Source organism: Pseudomonas sp. DTU12.3, from assembly GCF_004124275.1.
GTDB classification, from domain to species: Bacteria; Pseudomonadota; Gammaproteobacteria; order Pseudomonadales; family Pseudomonadaceae; genus Aquipseudomonas; species Aquipseudomonas helmanticensis.
On record NZ_CP027218.1, the window covers coordinates 2,459,423 to 2,472,791 of the forward strand.

A 13,369-nucleotide genomic window follows, 5' to 3' on the forward strand; every position below is an offset into this window, starting at 1 on the left:
CCATCGTTCCAGGGGTATCCAAGGGCCGTGAATTTGCCCTCGCGGAACTCGGACCAGAGCTAATGAATTTCTCATTTGTTCGATTTTGTAGATTCTAATGGAGTTGTAAATGAGGTTAAGGCGTTTTTTTGCAGTTTTGAAAAATCCGTTGGTTTGGATTGTAAACCTTTCAGCAGCCTGCTTTTCATGGAAGTACTGGGATTGTTTTTCACCAGACAATGCCGGATGGATGAGCGGCACAGTTACATTGTTTTCTATTGTGGTGCTGACATCATCTAGTTTCGTGGTCTATTTGCGCAATGATAAGTCTGTTCGTGAATTTCTTCGGGAAAATGGAGCGCGACCTTTTTTTACGACAAATAAATCCTTAAAGAAGGTTTCTGATAAGCCTTTGCTGATGTATCTTTTTGAAAAAAGCAGCGTGCCAAAGTTTGCTTCGGCAATTTTCTTGTCAAGTGTATGGACCTTTGCTTTCCTAGCTATTGTCTTGGCAACACCCTCTGATCTCGCGGCCTCCGCTTATTTGGCGAAGTTAATAGCTTGGGTTGGTTTAGGGATCTCAAGCATCATATGGATTTCTATTTCCGTCAGATTGGGTAGCGCTGAAAGCATAGCGAAAAATAAATGGTTTAGCCTATGCGAGGAACAGCCAAAAAATTCCTATGCACCCATGGGAACTGTCAATGGTGAGGTGCTTTGCAAATCTCCTGTACCAGTTGCTAACTGGGGCGATAAGAAACACTACGTTTGTCAAATATCAGCTTTAAATGGACCGAAGATGCCAACTAAAGGCGAGGTTAGGGATGCAATACAATGGACTTATATTGAGTCTTGATACTTCTATGAGAACTTCAATTACTGGCTCTTCAGTATGAGTCTTTGATTGATGACTTCGGTTCATAGGGAGACTGGCAAGGGCGTTCGCCCACAGCGTCAAATTTTCTCCCTTTCGATCCGAGGCTGCCTGGTTGGCACGACCACCCATGCAGGGTTTGCAGGCCCTGCGTGGGTGCTGTGCTATAGCATGTCAAAGAAGGAATTGCCGGGCTTAATAGGAAGCATTACTATTCACACCCCTTTCCTCAGCACACCACCCATACCCCCATGCGTCCCCGCAGACCCGGCTTTTTCGAGCATTACGAAGAGTTGATCGGCACCTGGACTCGTCGCCTGCGCAATCGCGCGCAGGCCGAGGATCTGGCGCACGACACCTTTGTGCGGGTGCTCGAGTCGGATTCGGCGGCGGTGCAGCAGCCTCGGGCGTATTTGCATCAGACCGCGCGCAATATCGCCGTCGATGGTTATCGGCGCGAGGATCGGCGGGGCGCCATGGAGTCGGAGGCAATCGATCACGGTGCGTCGTCGTCTGGCGACCCGGAGCATTACATGCATGCGATCCAGCTGGCCGATTCCATCGAGCGCGCGCTGTCCGAGCTGCCGGTCAATTGCCGGAAGATTTTTGTCTGGCAGAAGATCGAAGGCCTGACCCAGGCGGAAATCGCCGAACGCCTGGGACTGTCCAAGAACATGGTCGAAAAGTATATGATCCGCACCCTGCGGCATCTGCGTGATCGACTGGACGGGTTGCAATCGTGATGGGGTGTGCCGTTGAAAAGATCGCAGCCTTCGGCAGCTCTTACAGGGGGCTGTGTGTGTTTATATTCCCGGCCGGACAGGACATTCCATGATGGATACTCGTGATTGCGCATGCGGGCAAACAACGGTGCGTGATGATGCGGCGCGCTGGTTTGTGCGTTTGCAGGAGCCGACCGTGGGTGCCGATGAGCAGCAGCGCTTTGACGCCTGGCTGAATGAACATCCGCAACACCGTGACGAATTCCAATTGCTGCAGGGGCTGTGGACGGCTGCCGATCTGCTGCCGGCGCCACGTCTGAAAGCTCTGGTCGAGACGCCGAGTCGCCGCGAACGGCGGCCGTTGCTGCGTTATGCCGTGGCCGCCAGTGTGCTGGCGGTAGCGCTCGGGCTTGGCTTGTTCAGCGGCTTGAATCACCCGGCGGGTTACCGCGACGAGTTCACCACGGCGTTGGGCGAGCGCAGGCATGTGGCGTTGCCGGACGGGTCGCTGATCGATATGAACAGTCGCAGCCGCTTGCAGGTGCGCTATGAAAAGGATCGCCGGTTGATCGAATTGAGCGAAGGCGAAGCGATGTTCAGCGTCGAACACGACACGTCGCGACCGTTCGTGGTCGAGACCGGTAACGGCAAGGTCACCGTGACCGGCACGCGTTTCGACGTACGTCGAGACGTGACGCAAACCCGCGTGGCAGTGGAGCAGGGCACGGTGAAAGTGCAGGGACGCAATGCCCCGGACCATCAATTCATCAGTCTGACCGCCGGCCTCGGCAGCTTTATCGATGCACAAGGCAATGTCGCGGCAGCCTATGCGGTCAACCCGGCAGAGCTGACCGCGTGGCGCAGCGGCAAACTGGTGTTCAACGACGCCAGCCTCAGCGAAGTGGCGGCCGAAGTGTCGCGTTATCGCGAGAAACCGTTGACCGTCAGCAACCCCGCAGTGGCCAGCCTGCGCCTGACCAGCGTGTTCAAATCCGACAACACCGAAGCCTTGCTCAAAGCCCTGCCGAGCATCCTGCCGGTGGCTGTTCGCACGCATGCCGATGGCAGTCAGGAAATAATTTCAAAATAAAATTCAGGTTTTTTTCGAGTTCATCGTCTTCCTGTTCAACTGCAACTGGTTTGCATTAACAGCCGCACACTCTTGCGATCCACAGGACTACGTTCGACGTGAAAAACACCACTGCCAACAACAAAAAATCCCCTTGGTTACCGCTGGCCCTTGCTCTGGCGGTCAATGCTGCGACGCCGCTGGCGTTTGCCGGTGAAGCGATTCATATCCGCGCCCAGCCGCTGGGCCAGGCCCTGAGCGAACTGGGCCAGCAAACCTCGCTGCAAGTGTTTTTCAGTCCCGATCTGGTCGCCGGCAAACAGGCCCCGGCGGTCGAGGGCGACATCTCGCCGGAGCAGGCGCTGCGCCAGTTGCTGCAAGGCAGCGGCTTGGATTATCAGATCAACGAAGGTTCGGTAACCTTGTCACCCGCAGCGACCTCCGCCGCCAGCGATGGCCCGCTGGAACTCGGTGTGACCGACATTAAGGTAGTCGGTAACTGGCTCGGCGATGCCAACGCCGCCGTGGTGCAGAACCATCCTGGCGCGCGTACGGTGATTCGCCGCGAGGCGATGGTCGAGCAGGGCGCGATGAACGTCAGCGACGTGCTCAAGCGTGTGCCGGGCGTGCAGGTGCAGGACTCCAACGGCACCGGCGGCAGTGATATTTCCCTCAACGTCGGCGTGCGTGGCCTGACTTCGCGTCTGTCGCCACGCTCCACCGTGTTGATCGACGGCGTACCTGCCGCATTCGCTCCGTATGGCCAACCGCAGTTGTCGATGGCGCCGATTTCCTCGGGCAACCTCGACAGCATCGACGTCGTGCGCGGCGCCGGTTCGGTGCGTTACGGGCCGCAGAACGTCGGAGGCGTGATCAACTTCGTCACCCGTGCGATTCCGGAAAAAGCCACCGGTGAAATCGGCACCACGCTGGAAACCACGCAATACGGTGGCTGGAAACACATCGATACCGCGTTCCTCGGTGGCACCGCCGACAACGGCATGGGCGTGGCACTGTTGTATTCCGGCGTCAACGGCAACGGTTATCGCGAGCGCAACAACGGCAACGACATCGATGACGTGCTGCTCAAGACTCACTGGGCGCCGACCGATCAGGACGATTTCAGCCTCAATTTCCACTACTACGACGCCAGCGCCGACATGCCCGGCGGCCTGACGCAGCAGCAGTACGACAACAAACCGTACGACTCGGTGCGCGACTACGACAACTTCAGCGGGCGCCGCAAGGACGTGTCGTTCAAGTGGATTCGGCAGATCGACGAGCGCACCCAGGCAGAGATTCTGACCTACTACACCGACAGTTTCCGAGGCAGCACCATCGCTGCGCGCGATCAGAAAACCCTCAGTTCCTATCCGCGTTCGTACTACACGCTGGGCATCGAACCACGGGTGTCGCGGGTGTTCGATGTCGGCCCGACCACGCAGGAAGTCAGCGTCGGTTATCGCTACTTGAAAGAAGCCATGCACGAGCAATCGAGCCGTCTGGCGCTGGTCAATAACGAGCCGGTGGTGACCAAGTCTTCTGACGGTCATGTGTTCCAGGATCGTACCGGTGGCACCGAGGCCAACTCGGTTTACATCGACAACAAAATCGACGTCGGCAACTGGACCATCACGCCGGGTGTGCGCTTTGAACACATCAGCACTGACTGGCACGATCGCGCCGTACTCGACACCGCCGGCAAACGAGTGCCGGAAAAGAACCGCAGCATCGAAAGCAACGAACCGCTGCCGGCGCTGAGCGTGATGTATCACCTGTCGGACGCGTGGAAACTGTTTGCCAACTACGAAACCTCGTTCGGCAGCCTGCAATATTTCCAGCTGGGTCAGGGCGGTTCGGGTGACAACACCGCCAACGGCCTCGAGCCGGAAAAGGCCAAGACCTACGAGATCGGCACACGCTACAACGATGACGTGTGGGGCGGTGAAGTGACGCTGTTCTACATCGACTTCGATGACGAACTGCAATACATCAGCAACGACGTCGGCTGGACCAACCTCGGTGCGACCAAGCACCAGGGCCTTGAAGCGTCGGTGCATTACGACATGGCGGCGCTCGATCCGCGTCTGGATGGCCTGACCGCCAACGCCGGTTTTACCTACACCCGCGCGACGTATGAAGGCGAGATTCCGGGCTTCAAGGGCCGTGACCTGCCGTTCTATTCGCGTCAGGTGGCGACCGTCGGCTTGCGTTACGACATCAACCGCTGGACCTATAACATCGACGGTTTCGCCCAGTCGAAACAGCGTTCGCCCGGTACCGGTGTGAATGCCGATGGCAGCTTCAACGGCAACTACATCACCGAGGGCTCGGCGGACGGGCAGTACGGCGACATTCCCGGTTACGTGACCTGGAACGTGCGCGGTGGCTATGATTTCGGACCGCAGGTGTCGAACCTGAAGTTGGGCGCGGGGGTGAAGAACGTCTTCGACAAGCAGTACTTCACGCGTTCCAGCGATAACAATTCGGGGATGTATGTGGGGGCGCCGCGCACGTTCTTTGTGCAGGCCAGCGTCGGTTTCTAACTGATCGTTCCCACGCAGAGCGTGGGAACGATCTCAATCAAAAGATCGCAGCCTTCGGCAGCTCCTACCTTGGAATGCGTTTCCTGTAGGAGCTGCCGCAGGCTGCGATCTTTTGCTTCAGACTTTAAGGACTTTGCCGCCAATCGCGACGGCAACCAACAACAGCGCCATCAAGCCAAAGGCAAAACTCAAACTGCTGGCATGCGCGACAAAACCGATCACCGCCGGTCCCGCCAGAATCCCCGCATACCCCAACGTGGTAATCGCCGGCACCGCGATGCTTTCCGGCATCACCGTCTGCTTGCCGACCGCCGTGTACAACACCGGCACGATATTCGAACAGCCGGCGCCGACCAGCGCATAACCGACCAGTGCCGCCTCCCAGCTCGGTGCAAAGGTTGCCAGAGACAATCCCGCCGCCGCCAACAGGCCGCCAAACAGAATGATCCGCGTGGCTCCCAACTGGCGGACGATGCGGTCACCCATCAAGCGTCCCGCCGTCATGGTCAGGGCAAACGCGGCATAACCCAATCCGGCATAGGCCGTGTCGATCCCGCGCTCCTGCGCCAGAAACACCGCGCTCCAGTCCAGCGCTGCGCCTTCGGTGAGAAAGACGATGAAGCACATGCCGCCGATAAACAGCACGATGCCATGCGGTACCGCAAACGCCGGCCCTGAACTTTCACTGCCGTAGGGCAACATGTGCGGCACGCACTTGAACAGCGCCGCGATCAGCACCACGACCACCACCAGCATTGCCGCCAATGGCGTCAAGCCAAGGCCGAGCAGGGCGCTGACACCGGCCGCGCCGACAATCCCGCCCAGACTGAACAGACCGTGGAAGCCCGACATCATGTTTTTGCCGCTGGCGCGTTCGACGATCACTGCTTGCAGGTTCACCGTCGAGTCCACCGTGCCCAAACCAGCGCCGAACATGAACAGCGTGGCCACCAGCGCCGGAATCGACGACACCGTCGCCAGCAATGGCAGCGCCGCGCAGATCAGTAACGTGCCGCCGGTGGCCACTCGCCGACAACCGAAACGCGTGGCGAGAATCCCCGCCATTGGCATCGCCAGAATCGAACCGACGCCCAGACACAACAGCAACAAACCCAGCGTGCCTTCATCCAGTCCGGCGCGCGCCTTGGCGTACGGCACCAGTGGCGCCCATGCAGCGATACCGAGCCCGGCGATGAAAAAGGCGATGCGCGTGGAGATCTGTTGCAGGCGTCCGGGGACGAAGGTGTCTTGAGGGTTGAGGCTGGTCATATCAAATCCTTGGCAAAAAACATCGCGTCCCCGAAGGACATTGATCCGGCGTCGAGGTTCGATTGCCGTTTATTCGAGGACGTGCTGCCGACATCCTAACCTGTGTTGCACACCACGACCTGCAGGAGCTGCGGCACGCTGCGATCTTTTGATGTTTTCTTTGAAGATCTGGATCAAAAGATCGCAGCCTCGTTTCACTCGACAGCTCCTACAGGTGATTGCGGTTTAAAGTGGGGACTTCGACAACAGGGTACGAGGGCGGGTGATGACGCGGTTCTACGATGCACGGGGCAATATCTATGGTGTTGTTTCACCGCAAGCGCTGCGCCTGGCGGGCGTTGATTTGCCTGCCAGCGCTGCCGAGTGCGCGTCGTCGCGGTCGTCGTGGAGCGCGGCGGCGATCAGCCTTTGCTGTGACTGGCCTGAAGGCCAGCGTCCACCGAAGAGCAAATCCCATCGCAGCGATGGCCTGTTGATCGGCCCGTTCCAGGCTTCGCCACCGTTCGATGTATTGATCGTCAATACCGACGGTTCGCTGGCCGAGCGCAGCGGCAACGGCCTGACGATTTTTTCTCAGGCACTGAGCGAGCAAGGGTTGATGCCGCAGGAGGGCGCGTTGTTGCGCGTGCATCACGATAAGGGCGAGCCGGTGCAGACATCCGTGAAAGCTGCCGAGGTCGACGGCGTGCAAGGGTTTTGGCTGGACCTCGGTCAAGCGGATTTCGGGCCGCGCGCGGTGGATGCGCAGAACGTTCAAAGTGTCGACTTCAATGGCCGAGAGGTCAGCAGTATTCAGCCATTGGCGAAGCTCGATCGTGCCTGGTCGTACAGCCAATTCGTGCGTATCGGCAATCCACATTGCGTGACGCTGCTCGACGACCAGTCAGCCTTGCCGAGCAATGAACAGATGCGTGAGTCGCCGCTTGATCAAGGCCTGACCCGCATCGCCTACGCCGTGCCCACCGGCGCAGGTCAGCCATGCCCGGCAGGCGTCAACCTGCAATGGGCGGTACGCGATGCCGAACAACGAATCATCGCGCGAGTATTCGAACGCGGCGAAGGGCCGACGGCCTCATCCGGCACCAGCGCCAGTGCGGTGGCCTGTGCGGCATGGCGGGTAGGTTGGGTCGCGGCGGGGGAAGTGCAGGTGGTCATGCCCGGCGGCACGGCACCGATTCTGCTGGAGGAAATCGACGGTGAGCGGGTGCGCGTCAGATTGTTTGGTACGGCGCAGTTGATGAGCTGAGTTCAAAACAGCCATCGCTGGCAAGCCAGGCTCCCACAGGGGTTTGAGGTAAACCCAAATATCATGTCCAACCACACAATCCTGTGGGAGCGAGCCTGCTCGCGAAAGCATTATGTCAGTCACATTGATGTTGAGGATGTCGGCCTCTTCGCGAGCAGGCTCGCTCCCATATTGGATTTAGCTGCACACGAATCATGTGCTTACCCCAGAACCCTGTGGGAGTCAGGCTTGCCAGCGATGAGGCCATCAGCCCCGACGACAATCTCAACTCAGATCGGTACTGAACTCCACCACCGGCATCTGCCGCTTCATCAACACTTTGCCGCCGCGAATCGAATACAACGGCAAGCCCTGGCTGCGGATCACTTCGTAATCGCTGTCCGCCGAGAGTATCAGCAGGTTCGCCGGGCGTCCGCGTTCCAGTCCGTAACGTTCGCCCAGATGCATGGCCTTGGCGCTGTTGTCGGTGACCAGATCCAGCGCACTTTGCAGGTTGCGGTAACCGAGCATGTGGCAAATGTGCAGTCCCGCCTCGAGCACGCGGAGGATGTTGCCGTTGCCCAGCGGGTACCACGGATCGACGATCGAGTCCTGGCCAAAACACACGTTCATTCCGGCTTCGAGCAACTCGTTCACGCGGGTCACACCACGGCGTTTCGGGAAGTTGTCGAAGCGCCCTTGCAGGTGAATGCTTTCGGTCGGGCAGGAGACAAAACTGATCCCCGAATGCCCGAGCAGACGGAACAGTTTGGCGCAGTAGGCATTGTCGTAAGAACCCATCGCCGTGGTGTGGCTGGCGGTGACGAGGGCGCCCATGTCGCGGCTGCGGGCTTCTTCGGCGAGCACTTCGAGAAAGCGTGAATGCGGGTCGTCGGTCTCGTCGCAATGCACGTCGACCAGGCAACCGGTGCGCTCGGCCAGATCCATTAAAAACTTCACCGAACTGACGCCCTGATCGCGGGTGTACTCGAAATGCGGAATCCCGCCGACCACGTCCGCGCCCATGCGGATCGACTCTTCCATCAACTCGCGGCCATTGCGGAACGACTCGATGCCTTCCTGCGGGAACGCGACGATTTGCAGGTCGATGAGGTGACGGCTTTCCTCGCGCACTTCGAGCATCGCTTTCAGCGCGGTGAGTTGCGGGTCAGTGACGTCGACGTGAGTGCGCACATGCTGAATGCCGTGCGCGGCCAGCGTCTGAATGGTCTTCTTGGCGCGAGTCTTGGTGTCTTCTTCGGTGATGGTGACCTTGCGCTCGCCCCAGCACTCAATGCCTTCGAACAGCGTGCCGCTCATGTTCCAGCGTGGTTCGCCGGCGGTGAGGGTGGCGTCGAGGTGAATGTGCGGCTCGACGAAGGGCGGCACCACCAGATTGCCGCCGGCGTCGAGATCATCCGGGCCAAGGGTGGGCGCTTCGGTCTGCCGGGCGATGCTGCGGATCAGGCCGTCTTCAAGGTGCAATTCGTGCAAACCTTCCTGGTTGCGCAAACGGGCGTTGATGATGTGCATCAGGCGAATCCTTTTTTATAGGTCTTGTAGTGGCGCGGCCGCGCTGCGAGCGCCGAGCACGCCGGTGACGATGACATACGTTAACGCGGCAGCGGCGATGCCTACCAGCGGCGCAACCCATGGCGAGCTGAACGCCGCGACCGTGCCGACCGCGTAAGCCCCGAGGCCCGGCCAGTTGAAGGCTGGGAGCCGTGCGTCGGCGAGGCGCGGATAACGCCCGCGCCAGCGGTAGAAAAAGTCCGCCATGATCACCCCGCCAATCGGCGGAATCACCGTGCCGAGCAGAATCAGGTACGGCACCAGCATGTCGTACATGCCGAGCAAGGCGAGCAGCGTACCGATCACCGCGCCGGCCAAGGTCACGGTCTTGCGCCGACCGGTGCGCAGAAGGTTGCAACCGGCGACGGCGAAGTTGTAGATGGTGTTGTCCTGAGTGCTCCAGATGTTCAGCAACAGCATGGCCATTGCGGCCATGGCGAAACCCTGCAACAGCAGCACTTCAACCACGTCGGGTTGTTGATAGACGATGGCTCCGTACGCGCCGATCAGCACCATCAGGCCATTGCCGATGAAAAACCCGATCAGGCTGGCCAGCACCGCAACGCGCGCCGAACGCGAGAAACGCGTCCAGTTGGTCGCCTGAGTGGCGCCGCTGACGAAGGTGCCGAACACCAAGGTGATCGCGGTTGACCAGTCCATCGAACCGCTTGGCACCACGCTGAGCAAGCCTTCGAAACCGCCGACTTTCACCGTCGCCACCCACATCGATAGCATCAGCAGCAACATCATTGCTGGTACGGCGATGTACGAGAGAATTTCCAGTCCGCGATAGCCGACATACGCCGTGGCGCAAAACATCAGGCCGAACAGCACCATCAAACCGAGCACCGTGCCCTCATCGAGATCAAAGTATTTGCCGATTACCACCGCAGCGGTAGCGGTGCCCCAGGCGTACCAGCCGATTTGGGTAAAGCCAAGGATCAGGTCGCTGAGTTTGCTGCCGACTTCGCCGAAGCAGAAGCGTCCCATCAACACCGAATTAAGGCCGCTCTTGAAGGCGATGTAACCCAGCCCGGCCGCGTAGAGTCCCAGCAGCAGATTACCGACGATGATCACCGCGATCATCTCGGCGAAACTGAACGCAACCCCGAGCTTGCCACCGGCAAACATGGTCGCGGTGAAAAACGTGAAGCCCAGTAACACCATCGCCGTAGAGGCCAGGCCTTTGCGCGCGTGCATCGGGACTTCGCTGAGGGGGTAATCGTTGCCGGGAGCGTTCTGCGTCATGGGGCGGTCCTTGCTGAGAAAGAGAAGACGCGGAGAAGGGTTGCAGTGGTCGTGCCAAACAATGGCGCTGCGCGGTATGTATAGACGAGGCTTCAATATCCGGCGCGAAATGGTGCACCTGAACACACCGAAGCCCCATGTAGGAGCTGCCGCAGGCTGCGATCTTTTGATCTTGTTTTTAAAAGACCAGATCAGGAGATCGCAGCCTGCGGCAGCTCCTACAGGGGATTTGTGTGGGGTCAGAGAAAGCGCATCAGGGCGGCGACGATGGCTTCGGGGGCGTCTTCCTGGACAAGATGGCCGGCGTTGGGAATGGCGTGGAATTGCGAGCCGGGGATCAGATGATGTAACGCACGACCACGCTCGATGGGAATCCACTGGTCTTCTTCGCCCCAGAGAATCTGCACCGGGCAACGGATGGTCGGGTATAGCGGTTGAGCTTCCAGCGTATAGCGCTCATCCATCTGCGCAATCTGCCGATAGAACGCCGCTTGCCCCGGATCGCCCAGCCACGGCTGCACGTAGGGCGCCAGTTCCGCATCGGCAATATCCCGGTGTATCGCCCCGCGAATGTAGGTCGGCACGATGGCGCGCTGGATGTAATCTGGCAGACCACTGAACGCTGCCTCATGCTGACGCACGTGCTGCACGAACGGCGACCCCCACGGCGTCAGCGCCACCGGATCGATCAGGGTCAGGCTGCGGTAATCCCTGCCGTTGAGCAGATGCGCGCGCAAGACCGTGGCACCGCCAAAGTCGTGGGCGACGATGTCGGGGCAATCCAGATTCCAATGATCGAGCAGTTGTGCCAGCAGCACGTTCTGCACGCCGAGGGAGACGTCGGCGTCGGGTTGCGCGGAGCGTCCGTAACCGAGCAAATCAAAATAGTGCACGCGGTGTGTGGCAAAAAAGTGCGGGGCGATCCGGTGCCACACGTACGACGAAAACGGCGTGCCATGCACGAACACCAGCGGCGGCCCGTCGCCGCGCACGGCGTAACGTACCTGTTGCCCGTTGAAGTCAAAGACCTGATCCAGCAGCCAGTCCGTCATGGGCCTGTCCTCTTGGCGGGTGGGAGCCAAAAAGCATAGGCGTAAAAAAACAGCCGTGAAGGCTGTTCTCTGAACCGTCCCCCTGTAGGAGCTGCCGCAGGCTGCGATCTTTTGATCTGGCTTTAAAAAAAACAAAGATCAAAAGATCGCAGCCTGCGGCAGCTCCTACAGGGAGCTTTGCGGGTTATTCGCCGCGATAGATGCAGCCGCTGGTGCACGTCTCGTGGATACGGATCGCGCTCAGTTCCGGCAGCAGTGGCTTCAATTCATTCCAGATGAATTTCGCCAGCACTTCACTGGTCGGGTTTTCCAGGCCAGGAATATCGTTCAGGTAGTTGTGGTCCAGACGCTCGTACAACGGCTTGAAGATCGCCTTGATTTCAGAGAAATCACGGATCCAGCCAGTGTGCGGATCGAGGTCGCCGCTGAGGTGAATCGCCACTTTGAACGAGTGACCGTGCAGACGCCCGCACTTGTGGCCGTCCGGGACGTGCGGCAGGCGGTGGGCGGATTCGAAAGTAAATTCCTTGAAGATTTCCACGGTATTTTCGGCTCTGTTCAGATGGTGTTCGCCGCAGCGATTCGGGCAGGCGGCGAGTTTACCAGCTTGTGTTTGGCCGTGCTGACTAAAGGGTCAGCAAGCGCTCGGCGAGGCGACCATTGGCAGTCAGTTCAAGGAACTCGTCGCCGAGGCGGCGGCTTTCGTCCATCGCCGCGTGCCAGTATTTCTGCCGGCTCGGCGCATCGCCCATGAAGCGTTTGAAGTCATTTCGGTCGGGCAGTTTGCCGTAGGGCAGACGCGCCAGGTATTCCTTCGAGGGCGCGAGCAACAGCACGTCCTGCAAACGTTGCACCGAGGCCTTGCGCCACGGCAGGGTCTTGTCAAACCAGCCGGGAATCACCCGGTCGGTGAAGTGCGGATAGAGCACGATGCCGTCGCCGCTGTAGGGCAGGTCGAGGTGATAATCGAGCAAGCCACCGTCGCGAAAGGTGCCGGCGCCAGCACCCGGCAGGTCACGCACGCCTTCCATGACCATCGGGATCGAACCCGAGGCCAATAGCGCCTGACGCAAGTTAGCGGCATTCAGGGCGACGAAGCGTGACGGGAAGTCATTCAGCGCATTCACCGGTGGCGCCAGGCGCGGATCGTGGATGATCAGTCGCTCGAAGTGCCGCGACAGCCGTGCGCGCCCACGCAGGTTATCGGCGATCACCGAACCCAGTGCCAGCCCGAGGCGACCGCGATGGTCGTCGGCCAGGCGGCCCTGGCTTTTCACCACCATGATGTTCAGGCGGTAATCGGCGTTGCTGAGGATGCTCGCGTCGCGGCCGTCGAGCAGCTCATTGAGCATGCGCTGCGAGCTCTGACTGATCTCGGCCATGGTCACGCCCTTGTTGAAATTCTGCTCGGCGTAGAGCTGGCCGAGACGGCGAATCCCTTCAGCGGCATCCGGCAGACAGGCACTCGCAAAACGCCAGGAGCCGACCGACGCACCGATCAGCGAACGCTCGCGTGGTGCGGCCGGCAGCCATTCACCGAACAACGCCAAGTCCAGCCCCTGAATGCCCAACGCCTTCGGCCCACCAGCCGCGCCGGGCAGGGTGCCGACGTCGGCGGCGTGCAAGCCTTGCGCGCGAATCCGCGCCATGGCGCGCGGGCCGGCCTTGAGGGTGAGGGCGGGGAACTTGATGTGGATGGCAGTCATACCGGTCTCGATCGTTAGCAAGCGAACAATTATAAGCACATGTTACAAAATCCTGCAGGAGCTGCCGCAGGCTGCGATCTTTTGATGTTGTTTTTAAAAGACAAGAT

Annotated in this window: 11 protein-coding genes; 5 read left to right on the forward strand and 6 right to left on the reverse strand. The window is 59.5% G+C overall.

Annotated features, from left to right (window positions below; genetic code table 11):
- Window positions 1-109 precede the first annotated feature (109 nt).
- The 4 genes from C2E19_RS11185 (at window position 110) to C2E19_RS11200 (ending at window position 5,190) form a co-directional block, all read left to right on the forward strand.
- Complete coding sequence (locus tag C2E19_RS11185; protein WP_129391735.1) at window positions 110-835, forward strand: hypothetical protein; 726 nt, start codon at window positions 110-112, stop codon at window positions 833-835.
- A 269-nt stretch (window positions 836-1,104) separates the two neighbouring features.
- Window positions 1,105-1,596 carry a sigma-70 family RNA polymerase sigma factor gene (locus tag C2E19_RS11190; protein ID WP_129391738.1) on the forward strand — a complete coding sequence of 164 codons (492 nt, stop codon included), beginning with the start codon at window positions 1,105-1,107 and terminating at the stop codon, window positions 1,594-1,596.
- An 88-nt stretch (window positions 1,597-1,684) separates the two neighbouring features.
- Window positions 1,685-2,665 carry a FecR family protein gene (locus C2E19_RS11195; protein WP_129391741.1) on the forward strand — a complete coding sequence of 327 codons (981 nt, stop codon included), beginning with the start codon at window positions 1,685-1,687 and terminating at the stop codon, window positions 2,663-2,665.
- Window positions 2,666-2,763: 98 nt separating this feature from the next.
- Window positions 2,764-5,190 (forward strand): TonB-dependent receptor, encoded by a 2,427-nt coding sequence (locus C2E19_RS11200; RefSeq protein WP_129391744.1) that lies wholly within the window; start codon window positions 2,764-2,766, stop codon window positions 5,188-5,190.
- A 117-nt stretch (window positions 5,191-5,307) separates the two neighbouring features.
- On the opposite strand, the gene C2E19_RS11205 is transcribed toward C2E19_RS11200, so the two are convergent.
- On the reverse strand, window positions 5,308-6,459 hold the full coding sequence (locus C2E19_RS11205) for an MFS transporter (protein ID WP_129391747.1): 1,152 nt from the start codon (window positions 6,457-6,459) through the stop codon (window positions 5,308-5,310).
- 265 nt (window positions 6,460-6,724) lie between these two features.
- Here C2E19_RS11205 and C2E19_RS11210 point away from each other — a divergent pair, with 265 nt between their 5' ends.
- Entirely contained in the window at window positions 6,725-7,705 is a 981-nt protein-coding gene (locus tag C2E19_RS11210) for a diaminopimelate epimerase (protein ID WP_129391750.1), read from the forward strand.
- Window positions 7,706-7,969: 264 nt separating this feature from the next.
- On the opposite strand, the gene codA is transcribed toward C2E19_RS11210, so the two are convergent.
- From codA to C2E19_RS11240, 5 genes are all read right to left on the reverse strand, one after another.
- Window positions 7,970-9,217, reverse strand: a complete 1,248-nt coding sequence (gene codA / locus C2E19_RS11215) for a cytosine deaminase (protein WP_129391753.1) — start codon at window positions 9,215-9,217, stop codon at window positions 7,970-7,972.
- Between the two features lie 15 nt (window positions 9,218-9,232).
- Window positions 9,233-10,504, reverse strand: a complete 1,272-nt coding sequence (gene codB / locus C2E19_RS11220) for a cytosine permease (protein ID WP_129391756.1) — start codon at window positions 10,502-10,504, stop codon at window positions 9,233-9,235.
- A 239-nt stretch (window positions 10,505-10,743) separates the two neighbouring features.
- A complete protein-coding gene (locus C2E19_RS11230; protein ID WP_129391759.1) occupies window positions 10,744-11,556 on the reverse strand; it encodes an alpha/beta fold hydrolase in 813 nt (270 codons plus the stop codon).
- 184 nt (window positions 11,557-11,740) lie between these two features.
- Window positions 11,741-12,097 carry a 6-carboxytetrahydropterin synthase QueD gene (gene queD / locus C2E19_RS11235; RefSeq protein WP_007955941.1) on the reverse strand — a complete coding sequence of 119 codons (357 nt, stop codon included), beginning with the start codon at window positions 12,095-12,097 and terminating at the stop codon, window positions 11,741-11,743.
- A gap of 85 nt (window positions 12,098-12,182) precedes the next feature.
- Window positions 12,183-13,262, reverse strand: a complete 1,080-nt coding sequence (locus C2E19_RS11240; RefSeq protein ID WP_129391762.1) for a patatin-like phospholipase family protein — start codon at window positions 13,260-13,262, stop codon at window positions 12,183-12,185.
- Between the last annotated feature and the right edge of the window lie 107 nt (window positions 13,263-13,369).

Coding starts and splice junctions, on each gene's coding strand:
- C2E19_RS11185 (WP_129391735.1), top strand. CDS start 110: ATGAGGTTAAGGCGTTTTTTTGCAGTTTTGAAAAATCCGTTGGTTTGG.
- C2E19_RS11190 (WP_129391738.1), top strand. CDS start 1,105: ATGCGTCCCCGCAGACCCGGCTTTTTCGAGCATTACGAAGAGTTGATC.
- C2E19_RS11195 (WP_129391741.1), top strand. CDS start 1,685: ATGATGGATACTCGTGATTGCGCATGCGGGCAAACAACGGTGCGTGAT.
- C2E19_RS11205 (WP_129391747.1), bottom strand. CDS start 6,459: ATGACCAGCCTCAACCCTCAAGACACCTTCGTCCCCGGACGCCTGCAA.
- C2E19_RS11210 (WP_129391750.1), top strand. CDS start 6,725: ATGACGCGGTTCTACGATGCACGGGGCAATATCTATGGTGTTGTTTCA.
- codA (WP_129391753.1), bottom strand. CDS start 9,217: ATGCACATCATCAACGCCCGTTTGCGCAACCAGGAAGGTTTGCACGAA.
- codB (WP_129391756.1), bottom strand. CDS start 10,504: ATGACGCAGAACGCTCCCGGCAACGATTACCCCCTCAGCGAAGTCCCG.
- C2E19_RS11230 (WP_129391759.1), bottom strand. CDS start 11,556: ATGACGGACTGGCTGCTGGATCAGGTCTTTGACTTCAACGGGCAACAG.
- C2E19_RS11240 (WP_129391762.1), bottom strand. CDS start 13,262: ATGACTGCCATCCACATCAAGTTCCCCGCCCTCACCCTCAAGGCCGGC.